Origin of the sequence: Streptomyces sp. Qhu_M48 (genome assembly GCF_051305195.1) — a bacterium.
In the GTDB taxonomy this organism is placed as follows: Bacteria; Actinomycetota; Actinomycetes; order Streptomycetales; family Streptomycetaceae; genus Streptomyces.
In genome coordinates, this window is record NZ_CP195432.1 from 4,951,287 (window position 1) to 4,972,060 (window position 20,774).

Here is a 20,774-nt window from a genome sequence, read left to right on the forward strand (position 1 = left end):
GAAGGCCGGAACGGGCCGACCCGGCCGCCTCTGCCCCATTCAAGAGGCCTGTGACAGCCGTTGATTGCGTCTCGTCGCCCCCCGGACCGACGAAACGTCAAACCGGCGCATCCGGAGATCCCCTCCATCTGGCGAATCCCACCGGATTCCGCCCCGGCGCGCCGTCCCTGTGATCAAGCTCGACGGCGTGCCTCTGTACGGATCACTCCTCGCGCGGCCGTTGGCGGCCCTCGCACTCGTCTGGCTCCTCGCCACACCCGTGCCCGCCGCCGCCGACTCCTGCGCCTACGCCACCACCGGCCCCGGCGGGTCGAACACGTCGGTGGCGGTCATCGGGCCGGGCGCCTGCTCGCCCACGCCCGCCCCGCCGTCTCCGCCACCGCCGCCGCGTCCCACGAAGCCCGCGCCACCGGCGCCGCCCGTCCCGCCCCGGCCCACCCCGGCACCGCCGCCCCCACCGGTCCCGGCGCCGCCCCCGCCTCCCGTACGGACGACGACGCCGCCTCCCCCGGCCGGCACACCGGCACCGAGCCCGGACCCGGCGTCCCCCGCACCGCCCACGACCCGGCCGCCGGAGCGCACCCCGGCACCCGCGCCGCCTCCCGCGCCCGCGCCCACCGCGGGTCCGCGGCCACCGGCGGCGGGTCCCGTCGCGTTCCCCCACTACCGCCGCACGGCACGGCCCCAGCCGAAGGGCAGTACGTCCGTCGTCACCATGACGCTGGTGATCATCGCCCCCGCGGTCCTCGCGACCGCCATCCTGCGCCCCCGCTCCCGCTGATCCCCGCCGGAGGAATCCATGTCTGAATGGCTTGTTCTCACCCTTGCGATGGCCGCCGCGTGCGCCGTCGTCCTCACCATCGTCGTCATCAACAACCGTCGGATCACCGAGGACGACGACCCCAGCGAGACCCCGGACGTCATCGAGTACATGACGATGATGATCGGCGTGATCTACGCGATCGTCCTCGGCCTGGCCATCGCCGGCGTGTGGGAGGCCCGCGGGGCCGCCCAGGAGACCGTGCGGCAGGAGGCGCAGGCGATGCACGAGATCTCGGCCCGCGTCGAGGTCTATCCGCAGGAGGTCCGCGACCGCATCCGCGCCGACGTCGACGCGTACGTCTCGTACGTGGTCAACGACGAGTGGGCGTACATGGCCGAGGAGGGCTCGCTGAGCGAGAAGGGCACCGCGCTCCTGGAGCGGGTGCGGCGCAGCGTCACCGACTACCAGCCCGCCGACGACTTCGAGGGGCAGGCCTACCAGCCGCTGGTGGACCAGGTCGCGGTGGCCGACGACGCCCGTGGGGCGCGGGGCCAGAACGCGGGGGCGACGATGCCGGGGGTGGTGTGGTTCGGCCTGATCCTCGGCGGCCTGGTGACCGTCGGCCTCATCTTCACGCTCCAGATCCGCAGGACCGGAAGGGAACTGCTGCTCGCCGGGCTCTTCAGCGTGCTGATCGCGTTCCTGCTCTTCCTCATCTGGGACTTCGACGCGCCCTTCGGCCGGGGCGTCTCGGCCACCGCCGCGCCGTTCACCGATCTGTTCCCGCAGGTCACACGGTGAGATGACCCGGCCGAGTGAGCCACCCGGGGGACATCGGTGCCCCATTCGCACGTCTGGGATCGCGGCTGTGGTAGTGCGCTCCTAGCGTGGCGGACATCGAGGTGTACGCACGGCCTTTCGCGGAAATCCCCTTCCGCGGCTGCCCCTCGGGACCCGGAGGATTCACCATGCGCGCGATACGTGCCGCGTCCACTGCCCTACTGGGGGCGGCCACCCTCGCCCTGGCCGCCCCCGCCGCTGTCGCGGCGGACGGTGCTCCCGCACCCAACCCGCGAGCGGCACGGGCCAAGGCACCGGGCGATTTCGTCGTGTCGCCCTCGCTCGTCGCCCCCGGCGGGCGGGTGACGCTCAGCGCCCCCGGCTGCGCCAGCACGGCGACGGCCTCGGCCGGCATCTTCGACACCGCCGTCATCGCCCCCGGCTCGGTGGCGACCGCCACCGTGGACCTGGACGCGAGGCCGGGCGCCGTCTACACGGTGGTGTTCAACTGCACGGGCGGCGTGCAGGAGACCGTCACCCTCACCATCAGCGGCACGCCCACCGCCACCCCGACGATCCGCTCCACGATCACCGCGCTCCCGCGCGGTGTCCAGGGCGGCCTCGGCGGCTCGCAGGACAACGGGGTCGGGCCGGTCGACCTGGCCGCGGGCGGGGCGCTCGTCCTGGCCGCCTCGGGCGGCGTCTTCTACGTGGTGCGCCGCCGTGACTCCGCGTCCCGCCGGCACTGACGGCCGGTGCGGCGCGGACCGGAGCGGTGCGCGGTCGTCCCCGGACGCCCGTCGCCCCCGGGTCCTGGTGAGGACCCGGGGGCGACGGGGTCGGCGAGCCGACCAGGAGGTTCGGCCGGTCAGACCCCCGCACCGGTCACACGGCGACGGCGGACGATGAAGAGACCGCCGCCGAGCGCGGCCGCGGCGACGAGGCTGCCGCCGACGGCCATCTCGGTGGAGCTGGGCGCCAGCGAGCCACCGAGACCGCCCTGCGCACCCCGGCCCGGGAGGACCCGGAACGGCTGCGTGACCACGGAGTTGTTCCCGTTGCACCTCACGGCCAGGTTGTAGTTGCCGGGAGTGGCGTGGTTGTAGACACGGGCGACCGCGGAAGAGACCCCGTTGTTGTTACCCGACAGGGTGGTCTCCGGGAAGGCGTTGGACGTGACGGTGCCGCCGCGGTTGCAGCCCCTGGCGGTGATCGTGAGCGTCGACCCGGGGTGGACCTCGAAGGGGTTGACGGTGACGTCGCTCGGGCCGTTGTTCGAGCCACCGCTGAGGACGTTGCCCGGCGTGTAGGTGGCGGCGGCGAGGGGGGCCGAGAGCCCGACCGCCGCGATCGCGGTGGCGGTCACCGCCAGAGTGCGTGCAGCACGCATGGTTGAACCTCCAGTGGAAGACGCCCCAGAGCGGTGCTCCGGGAGTTTCGACGAGTACGCCTTCCATGACGAACCATCACAAGTCGTGGCGAGCTGTGCATGTCGGCACTGGTCCACCCCGGTGAGGCGACACGCCCGGAATCAGCCCCTCGCGGACGACAGAGCCGCAGGTCAGAGCCGACTGGGCCGCTTATCTGACGAATACTCGGATGGGTCAGCCCTCCGTCACCCGCCTGCCCCCGGCCCATCCTCCGCCCGTCGGCGGCGGGGACCTCCGCACGCCCGCACCCGGGCCGCGAAAGGAGCCCCGGGGAGCCGTCAGGGGGCGGCCGGGGCAGCCGTCTGGGGAGCCCCGGGGAGCCGTCAAGGAGCGGCCCGGACAGCCGTCGGGGCAGCCCGGAAGGACCCGCGCTCCCGCGCGTCCCGGACCCGTTCCGACGACGCTCCCCGGGCACGTCGACGACACTCCCCCGCGGCCCCCGACACCCGTCCGGCAGCGGTCCCCACCCGTTCGCGCCGTCCGGCGCGACGGTCCGTCGGACCGCACTTACCGTTCTGACGACGCCACGAAGGGAGAACCATGCCCCCGAAGGACTTCCGCGTCCTCGCCCGCAGGAGACGCCGACCCTGGGGCGTCCTGGCCCTCGCCATGCTGTCCGGGATCGCGATGATGCGCAACGGAGTCGACATCGCGCCGGGGCCCCCGCAGCCGGCCGCGGCGGCCCGGCCGGTGGCGCGCCCCGTCGCCCCGCCGCCCGGGTCGGTCGAGGGTCTGGAGCCGCTGACCTTCGCCCCCGCCTCCCGGATCAAGATCCCGGCGATCCGGGTCGCGGCCCCGATCATGGACGTGGGCCTGGACCCGGACGGCTGGGTGGCGGCCCCTCCGCCCCAGGACGCCAACCTCGCCGGCTGGTACCAGAACGGCATCTCCCCCGGCCAGCGCGGCACCGCCGTGGTCGTCGGCCATGTCGACAACGAGCAGGGCCCGGCGGTCTTCTACGGCCTGGGGTCCCTGGAGAAGGGCCAGCACGTCGAGGTCGAGCGGTACGACGGCCGGGTCGCGATCTTCGAGATCTACGGGGTCGAGGTGTACGCGAAGGACAACTTCCCGGGCGTGCAGGTCTACGCCGACACCGGTGCGCCCGAACTGCGGGTCATCACCTGCGGCGGCGGCTACACGCGCGCGCGTGGCTACGACGGGAACGTCGTCGTGTACGCGCGTCTGGTCGGCTCCCGGTAGGCGTCGGGACAGGGAGGGCCCCGGCACCCGAGGTGCCGGGGCCCTTCGCCGTACCGCGACGGTCAGCGCCGGGGCACGGTGATGTGGTAGCCGGCGTCGAGGAGTTCGGGCAGATAGCGGCGGAGCGCGGCCACGCTCTGGGCACGGTCGCCGCCGGCGTCGTGGGAGAGGACGACGGCGCCGGGGGCGGCGCCGTCGAGGACCCGGCGGACGATGGTGTCGGTGCCGGGCTCCTTCCAGTCGAGGGTGTCCACGGTCCAGGCCAGCGGCTCCATGCCGAGTTCGGCGCCGATCTCGAAGGAGTGCCGGTTCCAGGCCCCGTAGGGGGCGCGGTACCAGAGCGGCGCCGTTCCGAGGGTCCGCTCGATCACCTCGCTGGTGGAGCCGAGTTCGTCACGGATGAGGGAGGGCCGCAGCTTGGGGACGAGAGGATGGGACCAGGTGTGGTTGCCGACGACATGCCCGTCCGTGGCCATCTCCCGCAGCAGGTCGGGGTTCTCGACGGCCATCTCGCCGCAGACGAAGAACATCGCCCGGCAGTCGTGACGGCGCAGGGTCTCCAGGATGGCCGGGGTGTAGCGGGGGTCGGGGCCGTCGTCGAAGCTCAGCACCATGGAGCGGCCGACGCCGGACATGCTGAGGAAGGGGCGCTGCCGGACCGGAGGCACCGCGCGCCGGAAGGCCGGGGGCGCGTACGCGGTCATCGGCTGGAGCCGGTAGGCGGAGGGGCGCAGCCGGGCGGCCTGGGCCTGGGGGCCCGCGGCGGGGCCCGCTCCGGTGCCGCCCCGGTGGGGCGGGGCCGGGGGTGGGGTGGCCCCGTCGGGCGCGGTGAGCCGGTCCGCCGCGAGGACTCCGACGGTGGCGGTGGCCCCGAGGGCGGCGGCGAGCCTCAGCACCGCCCGACGCCCACTGGTCATCTGATCCTTTTTCATGACCAATGGTTCGTACGGATGAGGGTCGGCGTGACTCATCGACACCGGCCGCCCGTCCGAAAGCACCCGATGAGCCGATAGCGCGCCGGCCCCGGTCCTCCCGCGACCGGCCCTCACGCCCCGCGCGTCATCCGCCCATCACCAGGCCGTCCTCGCCGGCGCCCCGGCTCATCACCACCTGGCGGATCGTGTCGCGGATCCCGGCGTGGCGCGGGTCGGAGCCGTCGGCGGCGCCGAGGTTGACCACCCGGCCGCGCCCGGTGTCGAACCACTGGGGGACGAACTCGGCCTTGGCGACCTCCCAGCGCCCCCCGGGGTTCCGGGGCGGTGTGAAGGTGAAGCGGCCGATGCTGCCCTGGGTTCCGCGGGGGTCGAAGACACCCTCGTGGTTGATCATGTCCCCGGCGATCTGGTCGCCCATCCCGTAGACGATCCAGGTGCCGTTGACCTTCTCGTACGCCTGCGGCACGTGTGCGTGGGTGCCGATGATCAGGTCGATGTCGGGGCGGCCGCCGCTGCGCGACGCGGTGAGCGCGCGGCCGAGTGAGAGCTGTCGCTCGTCGGGTTCGGTCTGCCACTCGCTGCCCCAGTGGACGCTGACCACGACCACGTCGGCGCCGGCCGCGCGGGCCGCGCGGGCGTCCGCGATCACCTTCCGCTCGTCGAGCAGCCTGACCGCCCAGGGCTGCCCCTCGGGCATGGGGTAGCCGTTGGTGTCGTAGGTGTAGGCGAGCTGCGCCACGGTGGCACCGCCGGCCTTGAGCAGCGTGGTCTCGCGCGCCTCCTCGGCGGTACGGGCCGATCCGGCGTGGCGGACTCCGGCGCGGTCGAGGGCGTCGAGGGTGCGGCCGAGGCCCTCGGCGCCGTCGTCGAGGGTGTGGTTGGAGGCGGTGGAGCAGGAGTCGTACCCGGTGGCGCCGAGCGCGGCGGCGACCTCGGGCGGTGACTTGAAGGCCGGGTAGCCGGTGTAGGGCCCGCCGTCCCTCCCGTACACGGTCTCCATGTGGCAGATGGCCACGTCGGCCCCGGAGACGACGGACTTCACGCCGGCGAACATGGGCGCGAAGTCGTAGCCGGTGCCGCCCGCGTCCTGTGCCGCCCTGCGGATGATCGAGTCGTGCGGGAGGACGTCACCGGAGGCGACGAGGGTGAATCCGGCGGGCGCGGAGGCGCCGCCGGGCGCGGCGGACGGGGCGGCGGTGCGCTCCGTCGTGCCCTGGGGGGTGGGAGTGCCGACCGCCGGTGCGCTCCCGTCGCCGCAGCCGGTCGCCGCCGCGAGCAGGACGGCGGCGAGCGCCACCGCCCCCGCGGGTCTCGTGCGTGAGGTCATGGGCGACACTCCCCCTGTTCATCGGATGAACATCTGTTCTGACGAATTGATCGTCTAGGAAAGCCGCAGTCAAGGGTCAAGGCCGCAGAGCGTCACCAACCCCGCTGAAACGGACGCAGCGACTCCGGGTGACCGTTCGGCGTACCACTCGCCGCTCGGTGCGACCGTTCGTCGCACACCGATGTCCGTTCCCTGTCCCTCGCCGTCCGGATGCGTTCCGATACGCCCCGGACGACGAGCCGCAGGAGAGGCGGGAAGCATGACGACGGCGACCACCGACGAACGGACCCTGGAGCAACTGCAGCGGGACCACGGCCCCGCGCTGCTCTCCTTCCTGCTCGGGCTCACCTACGGGGACCGCCAGCGGGCCGAGGACCTCGCGCAGGAGACCCTGGTACGGGCCTGGCTCCACCCCGAGGCCTTCGACGGCCCCTACGAGTCGATGCGCCCCTGGCTCTTCACCGTGGCCCGCCGCCTCGCCATCGACGCCCGGCGCTCACGGCTGGCGCGGCCCGCCGAGATCGGGGACGGTGTCCTCGCGGTGACGCCCGACCCCGCCGACGCCACCACCTCGGCCGAGGCGGCGCTCGACGTCCGGGCTGCCGTCCGCGAGCTGAGCCCCGAGCACCGCGCGGTCCTCGTCCGGCTCTACTTCCACGGCCTCACCGTCAACGAGGCCGCCGTCGAGCTCGGCATCCCCGCCGGGACCGTCAAGTCCCGCTCGCACTACGCGCTGCGGCAGCTCGGCCGGTCGCTGCCCGGCTACCGGCCGCGCCGCGCGGGCGTTGCCCGGCCCCGCGTCGCGGCCCCACAATGACGCGGTGACGCTGACACTCACCGCCGCCGAACAGGTCCTCGCCGACAACTTCGCCCCCTGGGTGCTCGATCTCGGACTCACCGTCGAATCCGTCGAGTCCGCCGACGGCCAGGAGGCCGTGCTCCGCCTCCCGTGGTCGGACCGGCTCGCCCGGGAGGGCGGGGGCCTGTCCGGTCAGGCCCTGATGGCCGCCGCCGACACGGCGACGGTCCTCGCGGTCGCCGCGGCCCGGGGCGGTTTCGTCCCGATGACCACCGTCCAGCAGTCCATCAGTTTCCAGCGGGCGGTCGTCGGCGCGGACGTCCTCGTGCGCGCCCGGCTCACCAAGGCGGGGAAGCGGATGGCCTTCGCCGACATCACCATGACGGCCGAGGGCACGGAGGAGGTCGCGGCCCACGCGACCGCGGTGTACGCACTGCTGGGCTGAGGCGCCGCGCGCCCGTCCGTCTCCCGGGGACGCTCCTCCTGGAGACGCGCCTGGCTGAGACGCCTCCCCTTGAGACGCCTCCCCCGCCCCGTACGCCTCCGGTGACGTCGGGAATCCCACCGGCACCTATCCGGCCGGGAAACGTATCCGAAACCACACGGGCGAGTTGAGCAAAGCGGGACCCGTGGACGCCCTCGACGGAGGAAGCTCTCCCCGGGTCCCACACGTCCGGGTCCCCGATGTCCGGGAGAAGGTGGGAGCGTTGCGCCCCGAGAGCACGAACGGCGCCGGCGGCACGAGTGGCGGCGGACTCGCCGTCCCGATGGCCTGGCTGTGCGCCGAGTACCTGGCCGACGAGGTCCTGCGGGCCGCCGCGCTCGTCGCGCCCGGCTCACTGGAGTACCGGGCGGGCCTCCAGGCCCTCGCCCTCACCGTCCACCTCACCGGGGAGCCCGACGGGCCCGCGGACAGGTGGACCGCGGGGCGGGTCGACGAGTGGCTGGGTCACACGGCCTACGACCGGCCCTGGCCGCCCTGGGTCGAGGAGCGGCTCGCGGCACGGCGCGCGACCGGTGGCGCCGGTCCCGACCTGGCGCTCGCGGAGAACGCGTGGCGGCGTCTGCGCGACACCTGGATGCGCGCCACGGACCTCGACGGCCGGACGGACGACGACACCGGGTACCCGGTCGACGAGGAGGAGCAGATCTGGCTGCCCGCCTGGAGGCTGGGTCTGCCGCTCGCCCATCTCTCGCTGCACCTGCGCTGACCGGTGCCGGTCTCCGTCAGGGCGCCGAACGGTGCACTCCCTGACGGTACTTGGGGATGCGCACCGTCACCTTCATCCCCGCCCCCACCCCGGTCTCGATGACGAGCCCGTACTCCGCCCCGTACACCTGCCGCAGCCGCTCGTCCACGTTGGAGAGGCCGATGCCGGAGCCGGCCGGGTGCTCGCCGCGCAGGACGGCGCGGAGCAGCTCGGGCTCCATGCCGATGCCGTCGTCCTCGACGGTCACCACGGCCTCCGCGCCCGCGTCCCGGGCCGCGATCGTGACCCGGCAGCCCCGCTCCCGGTCCTCCAGGCCGTGCTTCACGGCGTTCTCCACCAGGGGCTGGAGGCAGAGGAAGGGCAGGGTCACCGGCAGCACCTCGGGGGCGATCTGCAGGGTCACCTTGAGGCGGTCCCCGAAGCGTGCCCCGGCGAGCGCCAAGTACTGCTCGATGGAGCGCAGTTCGTCGGCGAGCTGGGCGAACTCGCCGTGCCTGCGGAAGGAGTAGCGGGTGAAGTCAGCGAATTCGAGCAGGAGTTCCCTGGCCTGCTCCGGATCCGTGCGGACGAACGAGGCGATGGCGGCGAGGGAGTTGAAGATGAAGTGCGGGGAGATCTGGGCACGCAGCGCCCGGATCTCGGCCTCCACGATCCGGGTGCGGGAGCGGTCCAGCTCGGCCAGCTCCAGCTGCACGGAGGCCCAGCGGGCCACCTCGGTCGCGGCCCGCACCAGGACGGCCGACTCCCGCGAACCGTAGGCGACGAGCGCGCCGAGCACACCGTCCTCCCCCGCGAGGGGGGCGATCACCGCCCAGCGCAAGGGGCAGGCCGGGTCGGCGCACCCGGTGTGCGCGGACCGGCTGCGGCCGGTCTCCAGCGTCTCGGCCACCTGTTCCGGCACGTGCGCGCGGTGGTGTTCCTCACCCGGTCCGTCCCAGGCGAGGACGGCGCCCCGGTCGGTCAGGCAGAGGGCCTCGGTGCCCAGCAGCGAGCGGAGGGTGCCGGCCGCCTTGCGGGCGGTCTCCTCGGTGAGTCCGGCGCGCAGCGGCGGGGCGGCGAGAGAGGCCGTGTGCAGGGTGTGGAAAGTGGCCCGTTCGACGGGTGTGCCGAGGTCGGGGTCGGCGTCTCGCCCGGCGCGCCGGGCGGCGAGCCGCCCCAGGACGAAGCCCACCGCGAGCAGGACGGCCCCGGCGGCGGCCGCGGCGGCGAGGGCGATGCCGCTCATCGGCGTACCTCCTGGGCGGGGCCGGGACCGGCGGCCCCCCGCGGCCCGCCGGTCGTCTCCGACGCGCCGGGCCCTTCCGGCCTGTCGGTGACCTCCGACGCGCCGGGCCCCGCCGGCCCTCTGCTCCCCTCCGGCACACCGCTCCCCTCCGGTGTCCCGGTCGTCTCCGCGAGGGCGCTCCGCTCCGACAAGGTGATCTCCTCCGGCAGATGGAGACGGGCGAGGAGCGCCGGGGTGCCGGGCGGGACCCGGCGGGGTGTCGCGAGCGAGACCAGGACCATGCTGAGGAAGCCGAGCGGCACCGACCAGACGGCCGGCCAGGCCATCAGGGTGTGCGGCCAGCCCACGGGGGCGAGCCCGGCCCGGGTCGCCATCACGGCCGCGAGGGCGGAGCCGCCGCCGAGCAGCAGCCCTGCCATGGCGCCGGGCGGGGTGAGCCGCCGCCACCAGATGCCCAGGACGAGCAGCGGGCAGAAGGAGGAGGCCGAGACGGCGAAGGCGAGGCCGACGGCGTCGGCGACCGGGACCTTCGACGCGAACACCCCGACGGCGAGCGGGACGGCGGTGGCGAGCAGGGTCCCGAGGCGGAAGTGCCGTACGCCCCGGGAGGGCAGCACGTCCTGGGTGAGGACCCCGGCGACCGACATGGTGAGCCCGGAGGCGGTGGAGAGGAAGGCCGCGAAGGCGCCGCCCGCGAGGAGCGCTCCCAGGAGATCCCCCAGGAGTCCGCCGATGACGCGGTCGGGCAGGACGAGCACGGCGGCGTCGGCGGAGCCGGTGAGGGCGAGTTCGGGGGCGTAGATCCGGCCGAGTGCGCCGTAGAGCGGCGGCAGCAGGTAGAAGGCGCCGACCAGGCCGAGCACCACGAGGGTGGTCCGGCGGGCGGCCCGGCCGTGCGGGCTGGTGTAGAAGCGGACGGCGACGTGCGGCAGGCCCATCGTGCCCAGGAAGGTCGCGAGGATCAGTCCGTACGTGGCGTACAGCTGGTGTCCGTCACGCCCCCCGGCCAGGGGCTGGGACCAGCCGAGGGGGTCGGTCCCGTCGGACACCTCTTCGGCCGGTCCCCTGCCGCTCCGCTCGGGCAGCGCCGCCCCCGGGGCGAAGGCGAGCGTGGTGCCGCCGAGGACGTGGTGGGTGCCGGGCGCGAGGGTCACGGTCCCGCCCTCGTACCGGACGGAGTCGACGCTGCCGGTGACGGTGAGGGTGAGGGGCTCGTCGAGCCCGACGCGCACGGAGTCGGCGACCGTGACGACGGTGTGGCCGCGCAGCGCGGCGGGAGCGTCGAAACGGGCCCTCGGCGCCCCGTCCCCGTACCAGGCGGCGAGCAGGAAGAGGACGGGGACGAGCAGCGCGGTGAGCTTCAGCCAGTACTGGAAGGCCTGCACGAAGGTGATGCTGCGCATCCCGCCCGCCGCGACCGTCCCCGTGACGACGACGGCGACGAGCAGTCCGCCGACCCAGTCAGGGGCGCCGGTGAGGATCTCCAGGGTGAGTCCGGCGCCCTGGAGTTGCGGCAGCAGGTACAGCCAGCCGATGCCGACGACGAAGAGACTGGCGAGCTTGCGGGCCCCCGGGGATTCGAGCCGGGCCTCCGCGAAGTCGGAGAGGGTGTACGCCCCGGAGCGGCGCAGGGGGGCGGCGACGAGGACGAGCAGGACGAGGTAGCCGGCGGTGTAGCCGACCGGGTACCAGAGCATGGCGGGGCCCTGGACGAGGACGAGCCCCGCGATGCCCAGGAAGGAGGCGGCGGAGAGGTACTCGCCGCTGATCGCGGCGGCGTTGAGGCCGGGCCGGACGGTGCGCGAGGCGACGTAGAAGTCGGAGGTGGTACGGGAGATCCGCAGCCCGAGGGCGCCGATGAGGACGGTGGCGAGGACGACGGCCGTGACGGCGGCGACGGCGTAGGTCTGGTTCACGGGTGCACCGCGCGGGACACGTGCGCGGGAGCACCGCCGAGGGCTCGGTCCGGGGCCCGTGGGGAGGGTTCGTTCATGCGGGGCGCGTCACCGTTCGACGAGGCCGGTGAAGTCGCGCTCGTTGCGTTCGGCGCGGCGCACGTACCAGAGGGCCGTCGCCCAGACGACGGGGTAGACCCCGACGCCGAGGGCGGCCCAGACCAGGGCCTCGGGTGCGGGCAGCGCCAGGAGCAGCGGCAGCGGGCCGACGAGGAGGGCGAGCGCCCCGAGGGCGGTGAGGGCGGCGCGCAGCTGGCTGCGCATCAGGGAGCGTACGTAGGTGTGGCCGAGGGTGGTCTGCTCGTCGATCTCGGAGCGGGCCGGCGGATGGACGGCGCGCCGCCGGGCGGACCCCGGCGCGGCCCCGGCGCCGTGGGCGGAGGCGTACGTGACGGTCTCGCGGCGGGGTCTGCGCTGGGGGTCCACCCGGCCGGAGGCCGGGCGAGGGTGCTGCTCGGGCATCGGCGTCCGCTCCGGCATGTCTCGACTCCCTTGAGGCGGCGGCCCTCGGGGCCCGGGACGCGTGGAGTCTACGCAGGTGGGAGCACCTGCGGTAGGGGGTGGCCGGGGAGGCGCTCAGCCTCCGGCACGCCGCATGAGCAGGTCCCGCAGGGTGCGGGCGTGGCGTCGGCTGACCGCCAGGTCGGTGTCGCCGACACGGACCGAGGTGGCACCGCCGTCGAGCCGGAGCTCGTCGATCCGGGCGAGGGCGACGAGATGGCTGCGGTGGATGCGGACGAAGCCCCGGGCGGCCCACCGCTCCTCCAGGGTGGAGAGCGGGATGCGGACGAGGTGGCTGCCGTGGTCGGTGTGGAGGCGGGCGTAGTCGCCGTGGGCCTCCACGTAGGCGATGTCGTCGACGGAGACGAAGCGGGTGACCCCGCCGAGCTCCACGGGGATCTGCTCGGGCGCGGCGGGCGCGGCCGGGGCGGCGGTGGCGTGTACCAGGTCGTGGACCCGGCGGACGGCCTCGGCGAGCCGCTCGCGGCGGACGGGCTTGAGGACGTAGTCGACGGCCTTCAGGTCGAAGGCCTGGAGCGCGAAGCCCTCGTGGGCGGTGACGAAGACGACGAGCGGCGGGCGGGCGAAGCCGGCGAGCAGCCGGGCGACGTCGAGCCCGGTGAGGCCGGGCATGTGGATGTCGAGGAAGACGACGTCGATCGCCTCGTCGCCGTCGGGCCCGGTCTCCAGGGCGCGCCCGATCCGGCGGAGGGCGGCGGTGGCGTCGCCGGCCCCTTCGGCGGTGCGGACGCGGGGGTCGGCGCGCAGCAGGTAGAGCAGCTCCCCGAGGGCGGGTGCCTCGTCGTCGACGGCCAGTACGCGCAGCATGCGGCGGAGTGTAACGGGAGGCCGTGGGCCTTCCCCGGGGCGGAGGCCTACTTGAGGAGCTTCGACAGGCGGCGGTCGGCGAGGGGCTTTCCGCCGGTCTGGCAGGTGGGGCAGTACTGGAGGGAGGAGTCGCTGAAGGAGACCTCGCGGATGGTGTCCCCGCACACCGGGCAGGGCTCGCCGGTGCGGCCGTGGACGCGCAGGTTGCTCTTCTTCTCGGCCTTGAGCTTGCCGGCGGCGACTCCCCGGGAGCGGTCGACGGCCTCGTGGAGGGTGGCCCGCATCGCCGTGTACAGGGCGGCCGTCTCCTCCGGGGTGAGGTTCTGGGTGGGTTTGAACGGGGACATCCTCGCGACGTGGAGGATCTCGTCGCTGTACGCGTTGCCGATGCCGGCGATGAGGCTCTGGTCGCGCAGGGCGCCCTTGATCTGGCGCCGTTCGCCGGCGAGCAGGGCGGCGAACTCCTCGGGGCCGAAGTCGTCGGCGAGCGGATCGGGGCCGAGCCGTGCGACGCCCGGCACCTCCTGGGGGTCCCGCACGAGGTGGACCGCGAGCCGTTTGGTGGTGCCCGCCTCGGTGAGGTCGAAGCCGTCGCCGCCGGTGAGCGCGGTACGCAGGGCCAGCGGTCCCTTGCCGGGCTTGGGCGGCCCCGAGGGCAGGGGGTCGTGCCAGCGGAGCCAGCCCGCGCGGGCCAGGTGGAAGAGGAGGTGGAGCTCGCCCGCGGGTCCCGAGGTGGTGAGGTCGAGGAACTTGCCGTGCCGTCCGACGGCGGTGACCTCGGCGCCCTCGACGGCGTTCAGGGGAGGGTCGTACGTCTTGAGGACGCTGATCGCGACGGGCAGCACGCGGGCGATCTCCTTGCCCACCAGGTGCGTGTCGAGGAACGCGCGGAGCGATTCCACCTCGGGGAGTTCGGGCATGGTTCCACCCTGCCCGACGGGGGACGGGGACGCCCGCCGGACAGGGCTAGGTGTTCTGCCCCGGATGGTTCGTCTGGTTCGTCGGGGCGGTGGTCTCCGTCGCGCCGGGCTCCGGAGCCGCGTCCACCGTGTCCGTCGCGTCGGCGTCCGGACCCGCGTCCACCGTGTCCGTCGCCTCCACCATGTCCACCACGTCCGTCGCGTCCGTCGCGGGCTCCACGAGGTCCGTCGTCGGGCCCGTCGGCGCCGTCTGGTCCGCCGGGTCCGCCGGGTGCGGCAGGACGGCCGGGTCGAGCAGGTCGAGTTCGGCCGTGAGCGCGGCGGCCAGCGCGTCGAGGTCCGGGACCGCCTCGCCGTCGGCGACGAGACCGATGTGGACCTGGCCGCCGTACGGGGACATGGCGACGGCGAGGGACTGACCGCGGGCCAGCGGGGCCATCGGGTAGAGGGCGCGCAGCGGGGCGCCGCCGAGGGAGAGCGCCGAGCGGGGCAGCGGCACCTGGGTGACCAGGAGATCGAAGAGGAGCCGGGCGGCGCCGGAGGCGAGGGGGGCGCCGAAGCGATGGGCGAGCGGGGGAAGCTGGTCGGCGAGCAGGGCGACGGCTCCGGCCCCCCGGAAGGGCCCGGCCGCCTTGTTGCGGTCCATCGAGCGCCGGACCGCGGCGAGCCGGGCGGCCGGGTCGGGCTCGGTGACGGGCAGGTCGAGGAGGTATCCGGAGAGGCTGTTGCCGGGCCCGGCCGGGGCGCCGGGGCGGCGGCGGGAGACGGGGACGAGCGCCCGGGGGTCGGCTCCGGGGAAGGGCAGGCCCCGCCCGTCGAACCAGCGGCGGAGCGCTCCGGCGACGATCGCGAGGAGGACGTCGTTGGCGGTGCCGCCCGTGGCGCGCCGGATCCGCTGGACGCGGTCGAGGGGGAGGGTGACGGTGGCGATCCGGCGGGTCCCGCTGGACTCGGCGGCGAGCGCCGCGGTGGGGCGTCCGTCGAGGCGGCTGGCGCGGACGACGGAGGCGCCGACCTCGACGGCCCGGCCGAGGTCGCCGATCCGGTCCCTGGCCATGCCGAGGAGCCGTCCGGGGCCGGGGAGCCAGGAGCGCGGGGGCACGGGGCGGGGGCGTCGGGCGGGTCGGCGGCCCGCCGCGATCTCGTCGAAGATCCCGGCGCCGATGGCGACGGCCCGCATGCCGTCGGCGAGGGCGTGGTGGAGTTTGACGAGGACGGCGAAGGAGCCGTCGGGCGCGCCGCTGAGGAGGTACATCTCCCAGGGCGGAAGGCCGCGGGCGACCGGACGTTCCATGAGCTCGGCGGCGAGCCGGGCGGTCTCGGCGGGGAAGTCGGCCCCGGGGAGGGTGAGCTCGTGGACGTGGTGGCGTACGTCGAAGTCCGGGTCGGCGCTCCAGGCGGCGCCGCCGACGGGGATCAGGACGTCGCGGACCCGCATCCGGAGCCGGGGGACGGCGGCGGCGCGGCGGGCGAGCAGGTCGAGGACGTCCGGCGGCTCGTGGCCGCCGTCGGTGGGGGCGGGCCCGAAGTGGGCGAGGGCCCCGAGGTGCAGGGGGTGCGCGGTGGATTCGAGGTGCCAGAAGGCCAGGTCAAGCGGTGCCAGTAGCTCGCTGCTCACGGGGGTCCTCACATCCTGCACGAAAAGCTGGAAGAGCGAAGTCAATCGCGTACAGACAGTTACGGTCAAGTACGATCAGTTCACGCTCAGTTAACCGAGTCGGCCGACCGGCTCGGCCGACGGTTCGGTTCTCCACGGTGGAGTCATCGGCTAGACCCGTCCGTGGTGAGGTCGTCCACTCGCACCGGTCCGTGGTGAAGTCGTCGCTTCAGCCGCTCCATGGTGGATTCATCGGCTCGACCCCCTCCGCGCTGAAGTCGGCGGTTCGGCCCCTCCGCGCTGAAGTCGGCGTTCAGCTCTCCACGGCGAACTCGCACCACACACATTTGCCGCTGCCGCGCGGCTCCACGCCCCAGACGTCGGAGATCTGGTCGACGAGCAGCAGTCCCCGCCCGGACACCCCCGCCTCCCCCGCCTCGCGGCGTCGGGGCAGGGCGCTGGAGCGGTCCTCCACCTCCACCCGGAGCCGCCGCTCGGCGCCGCCGAGGATCCGCAGGGTCACGATCGCCCCGCCGTCGGTGTGCATCAGGGCGTTGGTGATCAGCTCGTCGGCGACCAGCTCGATCTCGTCCGCCCGCTCCTCGGCCCCCCAGGCCCGGACGGCGGCCCTGATCATGTGCCGGGCGGAGCTCAGCGCCTCGGGGTCGCTCTGGGCCACGTGCTGCTGGAACCGGCCTGCTCCGCGGCCGGCGACCACGCCCTCGCGACGGAGCAGGAGGATCGCGACGTCGTCCTCGCCGCCCCGGTCGGCGACCACGTCGCACAGGTGGTCGGCGAGTTCCTGAAGGTCGGCGGGTCCGCCCCGGACGAGCGCGGAGAGCCACTGGAGACCCTCGTCGAGGTCGGCGCCGGGCTTCTCGACCAGGCCGTCGGTGTAGAGCATCAGGGTCTGTCCGGGGTCCAGTTCCAGGGTGGTGACCGGGTAGTCGAGCCGGCCGAACTCGGCGGAGAGCCCGAGCGGCAGCCCGCCCTCCACCGGGACCCTGCGGCAGCGCCCGTCGTCCTCCCGGACGAGCGGGTCGACATGGCCGGCCCGGACCACCTGGACGACGCCGGTGCCGAGGTCGACCTCCGCGTAGGTGCAGGTGGCGAAGCGTTCGGTGTCCAGTTCGTGCAGGAAGACGGAGGCGCGGGCCATCACCGTGGCCGGCGTGTGCCCCTCGGCGGCGTACGCGCGCAGCACGATCCGCAGCTGTCCCATGACGGCCGCCGCGTGGGTGTCGTGCCCTTGTACGTCTCCGATCACGGCGCCGACCCGCCCGCCGGGCAGCGGGATGATGTCGTACCAGTCGCCGCCGATGTCGCGGCCGAGCCGGGCCGAGCGGTAGCGGACGGCGGTCTGGGCGCCGGGCACCTCGGGGATCCGGCGCGGCAGCATCGCCTGCTGGAGCCCCTCCGCGAGGTCGTGCTCCTGCTCGTAGAGCATGGCCCGCTGGAGGCTCTGGGCGATGCTGCTGCCGAGGGCGACGAGCAGGGTCCGCTCGTCCTCGCTGAATCCGGTCTTGTCGCTGTAGAGCAGCCCGAGAGCGCCGATGGGCCGGGCCTGGGCGATGAGCGGGAGGTAGGCGGCGGCGGTGATGCCGAGTCCGCTGATGTGCGGCCAGAGCACCGGGAAGGACTCGGCGAAGTCCCGGCCCGACTCGATGAACCGCGGCCGCAGGGTGCGGATCACCTCGCTCATCGGGTACGGCTCGTCCACCCGGGTGAAGCGGGTGCCCGGCACGAAGGCGCCCTCGGGGCCCTCGGCGACCAGCTGGATGCGGCCGGCATCCAGGAGGCCCATGACGAGACTCGCGGCGCCGAAGTGTTCGAGGGCGTGCGAGTCGTTGAGCAGGTCGATGACGTCCTGCACGGTCCGCGCGTAGGCGAGGGCGGCCGTGGTCCCCTCCACGACGCCGGCGCGCTGGCGGCGCCCCTCGTCGAGGCCGAGCCGGGCGGCGGACTCGCTGAGCTCGTGGGTGGCGTCCCGGACGACGCCGACGATGCGCACCGGGCGGCCGCTGCCGTCCCGCTGGACGAGCCCCTGGGTGTGGGTCCACTGGTGGCTGCCGTCGCGTCGGCGGATGCGGAAGTACGCGCCGTACTGCGTGCTGCCGTCCTTTAGCGCCTGGGTGACCAGGGTGTCGAGGCGGCGGCCCTCGTCCGGGAGGACCCGGCTCTCCAGGGACTCGGGGCGGCCGTCGTACTCCTCGCGATCGAAGTCGAAGACGTCGAGGGCCACCTCGTCCATGAGCATCGTGCCCGCGACGAGGTCCCAGTCGAAGCCGCCCATCCGGAAGGCGGCGGCGTACTCCGACAGGAGCCCGGCGCCCGCCCCCGGCTCTCCCGGCCCCTGCGGCCCGCGGGGGAGCCGCTCGGCCGGCTCCCCTCCCCCGTTGCCCACGTTCATGGGGCCACGCTAGGCGCAGCCCCGCCCGTGCGCACCAGGAAGATCCGCTTCATCCCTCGAAGGTCTCGGGCTGCTCAGGGGCGGGCCCGGCCGGGAAGAGCTCCTCGGGCGGGAGCTCGCCGTCCGGCACGGTGGGCGACTCGGCCGGGGGCTCGGCGAACGGGTCGGGGTAAGGCTCCGTGCCGGGGTCGTCGTACGGGTCGGGGTAGGGCTCCGTCTCGGGGACCGGGTACGGGTCCGGGGCCGGGTCCGCGGGGCTCGGCTCGGTGTCCGTGCCCCCGGTCCCGGAGGCGTCGGGGCTCGACGGGACGGGAGGCGGCGGGACGGGAGGCCGGGAGCCGGTGCCGGGGGAGGTGGGCGGGGCGGTGCCCGGCGCCGTCGGGTCGGGGGTGCCCCGGCCGGTCAGGGCGCACGTGTCCGGGTCGCAGGTGGGCTCGACGGCGGGCTTGCGGTCCTCGGCGCCGTCGCTGCCGGTGCGCCGCTCGATCCAGCTGCGGTCGGCGGCGTTGACGATGACGAGGCTCGTGACGACGGTGGTGGTGGGCCGGACGACGATGACCCGGTCGGGGTCGAAGTCGTCCCAGGGGTCCCCCTGGTGGACGCCGTCCGGGACGGCGGTGGGGGTGCGGAGCGGGTTGCCGCAGGCGCAGCGGACGCGCGGGGAGCCGTACTGGTCGACGAGGACCGCCGTACCGGTCTGGAGGACGGCCTGGAAGGCGTTGGCCGCGCCCTCGCGGTAGCCGTGGTTGGTGACCCTGGTGTCCGCGCGCAGGACGACGGGGGTCAGTCCGCGCAGCCACGCGGCGACGCCGGCCTCGGGGACGCCGGCGGCCTCGGCGAAGGCGCGTGTCCTGTCCTGGTCGGCGGCGAGGAAGGAGACCTGCCGCTCGACGTCGCAGCTGCCCTCCGCGCGGGTGCCGCCGTAGAGCCCGGGGGTGGAGCCGGTGACCTCGCGGACGTACTCGGCGGTGGGGTCGGGGGTTCGCTCCCCGGAGGGCGCGGAGGCGGTGTGGCGGGCCGTGGAGGCGGTGAAGGGGTCGGGGCCCCCGGCCGCGACCGGCTGGAGGAGGACGTCGGGGGCTCCGGCCGCGGCGGGCGGGGCGCCGCCGCCGGAGCCCTCCCACACGGAGGTGCACCCCGCGAGCAGTACGGAGGCGGTGACCGCCGCGAGTGCGGAGCGGGCCCCGGCGCGCGGGGGCGCGGCGGAAGTGGGGGTTCGCCGTGTCCGGCGTGGGGCTGAGCGCACCTGGTTCTCCCGCTTTCTCTCCCCCGGGCCACGGCGCCCGGTTCCGGCCAGTCCCTCATGTCTGTCGCAGCGCCCGGGGTCCCGCAAGCGGAGGGCGGCCGACCGTGTCGATCGACACCGGCAGCCCACTTGAACACGTTCAAGAAAGGGCCTACGCTGCGAATGACAGTTGAACGCGTTCAAGTGGGGGTGGTGGCACATGACCGCGCTGTCGGTCCTCGTGGCCTCGGTCGTGACGCTCGGCATGTTCTGGGTGGTCCCGACCGGGCTCGCCCTCCTGGACGGCCCCCGACCACCGGGGTGGACCGTGCTCCGGCGCGCCTGGCCGGTGTTCGCCGCCCCCGGGGCGCTGGCGCTCTGGCTGCCCCGCTCCGGGTTGTCGGCCGCGCTCGCCGCCGTCTACGCCCTCGCCACCCTGGCACTCGCGCTCCAGGCCCCGGCCCGGCTGTTCCTGACCCGTTCCCTCCGGCCGGCCCAGGTGGCCGTCCTCACCGCCCTGGTCGCGCCCTCCGTCGCCGGTCTCGCGCTCGTCGCCGAGCGGGCCTCCTACCCGCTGTTCGGCTTCGACCTCGACATCCTGGCCCTGACCGTCCCGCACTTCCATTTCGCGGGCTTCGGCGCCGCCCTGGTCGCCGGGCTCCTCTGCCGCGTCTCCGACGGCCCCGCCGCCCGTTTCGCCGCGCTCAGCGTCCCCGCGGGCACCCTGCTGGTCCTGCTCGGCTACTTCGTCGACGACTGGGCCGAGCTCGCCGGGGCCGTCGTCCTGACCGCCGGCATGACGGCGGTCGCCGTACTGACGATGCGCGAGCGCCGCACGGTGGCCGCGACCGACCGTCTCACCCGTGGTCTGCTCGCCGTCTCGGCCCTGATCCTCGTCGTCACCATGCTGCTCGCGCTGAGCTGGGCGGTCGGCGAGGCGACCGGACTGCCCCACCTCGGCCTGACCTGGACGGCCGCGACGCACGGGCTCGGCAACGCCCTCGGCTTCACCGTCTGCGCCCTGCTCGCCCACCGCCGCCTCCGGGCGGACCGCACCACGCCCCTCCCGCCCACGCCCCCGCACCCGGCCCGCCCGCGAACGGAGCTTCCGGCATGACCCGCCTCATGAAAAGCCTGTCCCGGCCCGACCGCCCCCGCCCCACCCTCACCTATGGCGAGGTGGGCGCCACCCGCACCCCGGCGGCCCTCCCCGAGGGCTACCACCACCTCCGGTACAGCGCGGTCGTCGGCCACGGACGGGCCGCCTTCGAGACCGCCGGCGCCGCCGTCACCACCTGGCGGATGCACCGCGTCTCCGGGGCGGACGTCCTCACCGACGCCGACCGCGCCGAGCCCGGCGTCACCCTGGAGGTCTCGGCGGGCATCGGCCCGCTCCGGCTCGGCGCCCCCTGCTCGGTGATCTGGACCGCGTACGAGGAGGACCGCGTCGGCTTCGCCTACGGGACCCTGACCGGACACCCGGAGCGCGGCGAGGAGTCGTTCATGGTCCATCTCGACCCCGACGGCACGGTCCGGTTCGCCGTCACCGCCTTCAGCCGCCCCGCCGCCTGGTACACCCGGCTCGGCGGCCCCCTCGTCCCGCTGCTCCAGCGGACGTACGCCCAACACCTGGGCCGTACCCTCCGGCGCCTCGTCAGGACCTGATCC

Annotated in this window: 19 protein-coding genes and 1 pseudogene; 9 read left to right on the forward strand and 11 right to left on the reverse strand. The window is 74.6% G+C overall.

Going from position 1 to position 20,774, the window contains the following annotated elements; all coding sequences use genetic code 11:
* The first annotated feature begins 187 nt into the window (after positions 1–187).
* The 3 genes from ACRRSS_RS22410 to ACRRSS_RS22420 all read left to right on the forward strand — a co-directional run bounded on the left by ACRRSS_RS22410 (position 188) and on the right by ACRRSS_RS22420 (position 2,292).
* Positions 188–781, forward strand: a complete 594-nt coding sequence (locus ACRRSS_RS22410; protein ID WP_435972910.1) for a hypothetical protein — start codon at positions 188–190, stop codon at positions 779–781.
* 18 nt (positions 782–799) lie between these two features.
* On the forward strand, positions 800–1,564 hold the full coding sequence (locus tag ACRRSS_RS22415) for a DUF4239 domain-containing protein (protein WP_435972911.1): 765 nt from the start codon (positions 800–802) through the stop codon (positions 1,562–1,564).
* Positions 1,565–1,731: 167 nt separating this feature from the next.
* Complete coding sequence (locus tag ACRRSS_RS22420; RefSeq protein ID WP_435972912.1) at positions 1,732–2,292, forward strand: hypothetical protein; 561 nt, start codon at positions 1,732–1,734, stop codon at positions 2,290–2,292.
* Between the two features lie 119 nt (positions 2,293–2,411).
* Here ACRRSS_RS22420 and ACRRSS_RS22425 read toward each other — a convergent pair whose 3' ends face one another.
* The gene (locus tag ACRRSS_RS22425) at positions 2,412–2,933 is read right to left on the reverse strand and encodes a hypothetical protein (RefSeq protein ID WP_435972913.1); all 522 of its coding nucleotides are present in this window, start codon (positions 2,931–2,933) and stop codon (positions 2,412–2,414) included.
* Between the two features lie 580 nt (positions 2,934–3,513).
* Here ACRRSS_RS22425 and ACRRSS_RS22430 point away from each other — a divergent pair.
* Entirely contained in the window at positions 3,514–4,173 is a 660-nt protein-coding gene (locus tag ACRRSS_RS22430; protein ID WP_435972914.1) for a class F sortase, read from the forward strand.
* A 62-nt stretch (positions 4,174–4,235) separates the two neighbouring features.
* Here ACRRSS_RS22430 and ACRRSS_RS22435 read toward each other — a convergent pair whose 3' ends face one another.
* Together ACRRSS_RS22435 and ACRRSS_RS22440 are read right to left on the reverse strand one after the other, a co-directional pair.
* Complete coding sequence (locus ACRRSS_RS22435) at positions 4,236–5,144, reverse strand: polysaccharide deacetylase family protein (RefSeq protein WP_435972915.1); 909 nt, start codon at positions 5,142–5,144, stop codon at positions 4,236–4,238.
* An 88-nt stretch (positions 5,145–5,232) separates the two neighbouring features.
* The gene (locus ACRRSS_RS22440; protein WP_435972916.1) at positions 5,233–6,435 is read right to left on the reverse strand and encodes a CapA family protein; all 1,203 of its coding nucleotides are present in this window, start codon (positions 6,433–6,435) and stop codon (positions 5,233–5,235) included.
* A gap of 259 nt (positions 6,436–6,694) precedes the next feature.
* Between ACRRSS_RS22440 and ACRRSS_RS22445 the strand changes: the two genes are divergently transcribed.
* The 3 genes from ACRRSS_RS22445 (at position 6,695) to ACRRSS_RS22455 (ending at position 8,445) form a co-directional block, all read left to right on the forward strand.
* On the forward strand, positions 6,695–7,252 hold the full coding sequence (locus ACRRSS_RS22445; RefSeq protein ID WP_435972917.1) for a sigma-70 family RNA polymerase sigma factor: 558 nt from the start codon (positions 6,695–6,697) through the stop codon (positions 7,250–7,252).
* A 4-nt stretch (positions 7,253–7,256) separates the two neighbouring features.
* A complete protein-coding gene (locus ACRRSS_RS22450) occupies positions 7,257–7,679 on the forward strand; it encodes a PaaI family thioesterase (RefSeq protein ID WP_435972918.1) in 423 nt (140 codons plus the stop codon).
* A gap of 262 nt (positions 7,680–7,941) precedes the next feature.
* Entirely contained in the window at positions 7,942–8,445 is a 504-nt protein-coding gene (locus ACRRSS_RS22455; protein WP_435972919.1) for a hypothetical protein, read from the forward strand.
* A 16-nt stretch (positions 8,446–8,461) separates the two neighbouring features.
* Here the strand turns inward: ACRRSS_RS22455 and ACRRSS_RS22460 are convergent, their stop codons facing one another.
* The 8 genes and pseudogenes from ACRRSS_RS22460 to ACRRSS_RS22495 all read right to left on the reverse strand — a co-directional run bounded on the left by ACRRSS_RS22460 (position 8,462) and on the right by ACRRSS_RS22495 (position 19,127).
* Positions 8,462–9,670, reverse strand: coding sequence for a histidine kinase (locus ACRRSS_RS22460; RefSeq protein ID WP_435972920.1), 1,209 nt, complete (start codon positions 9,668–9,670; stop codon positions 8,462–8,464).
* The gene (locus ACRRSS_RS22465) at positions 9,667–11,586 is read right to left on the reverse strand and encodes a cation acetate symporter (protein WP_435972921.1); all 1,920 of its coding nucleotides are present in this window, start codon (positions 11,584–11,586) and stop codon (positions 9,667–9,669) included. The genes ACRRSS_RS22460 and ACRRSS_RS22465 overlap by 4 nt, the downstream gene beginning before the upstream one ends.
* An 87-nt stretch (positions 11,587–11,673) precedes the next feature.
* Entirely contained in the window at positions 11,674–12,087 is a 414-nt protein-coding gene (locus ACRRSS_RS22470; RefSeq protein WP_435975398.1) for a hypothetical protein, read from the reverse strand.
* Positions 12,088–12,201: 114 nt separating this feature from the next.
* Positions 12,202–12,954: a LytR/AlgR family response regulator transcription factor gene (locus ACRRSS_RS22475; protein WP_435972922.1), complete on the reverse strand. Its 753-nt coding sequence runs from the start codon at positions 12,952–12,954 to the stop codon at positions 12,202–12,204.
* A 47-nt stretch (positions 12,955–13,001) separates the two neighbouring features.
* Positions 13,002–13,874, reverse strand: a complete 873-nt coding sequence (locus tag ACRRSS_RS22480) for an Fpg/Nei family DNA glycosylase (protein WP_435972923.1) — start codon at positions 13,872–13,874, stop codon at positions 13,002–13,004.
* A 277-nt stretch (positions 13,875–14,151) separates the two neighbouring features.
* A pseudogene (locus ACRRSS_RS22485) lies at positions 14,152–15,492 on the reverse strand (wax ester/triacylglycerol synthase family O-acyltransferase); the annotation flags it as partial.
* 292 nt (positions 15,493–15,784) lie between these two features.
* On the reverse strand, positions 15,785–17,881 hold the full coding sequence (locus ACRRSS_RS22490) for a SpoIIE family protein phosphatase (RefSeq protein WP_435972924.1): 2,097 nt from the start codon (positions 17,879–17,881) through the stop codon (positions 15,785–15,787).
* A gap of 49 nt (positions 17,882–17,930) precedes the next feature.
* Positions 17,931–19,127, reverse strand: coding sequence for a DUF6777 domain-containing protein (locus ACRRSS_RS22495; protein WP_435972925.1), 1,197 nt, complete (start codon positions 19,125–19,127; stop codon positions 17,931–17,933).
* A gap of 208 nt (positions 19,128–19,335) precedes the next feature.
* Here ACRRSS_RS22495 and ACRRSS_RS22500 point away from each other — a divergent pair, with 208 nt between their 5' ends.
* Positions 19,336–20,223, forward strand: a complete 888-nt coding sequence (locus tag ACRRSS_RS22500; protein ID WP_435975399.1) for a YndJ family protein — start codon at positions 19,336–19,338, stop codon at positions 20,221–20,223.
* Positions 20,220–20,771: a DUF1990 family protein gene (locus ACRRSS_RS22505; RefSeq protein ID WP_435972926.1), complete on the forward strand. Its 552-nt coding sequence runs from the start codon at positions 20,220–20,222 to the stop codon at positions 20,769–20,771. The genes ACRRSS_RS22500 and ACRRSS_RS22505 overlap by 4 nt, the downstream gene beginning before the upstream one ends.
* Positions 20,772–20,774: the final 3 nt, after the last annotated feature.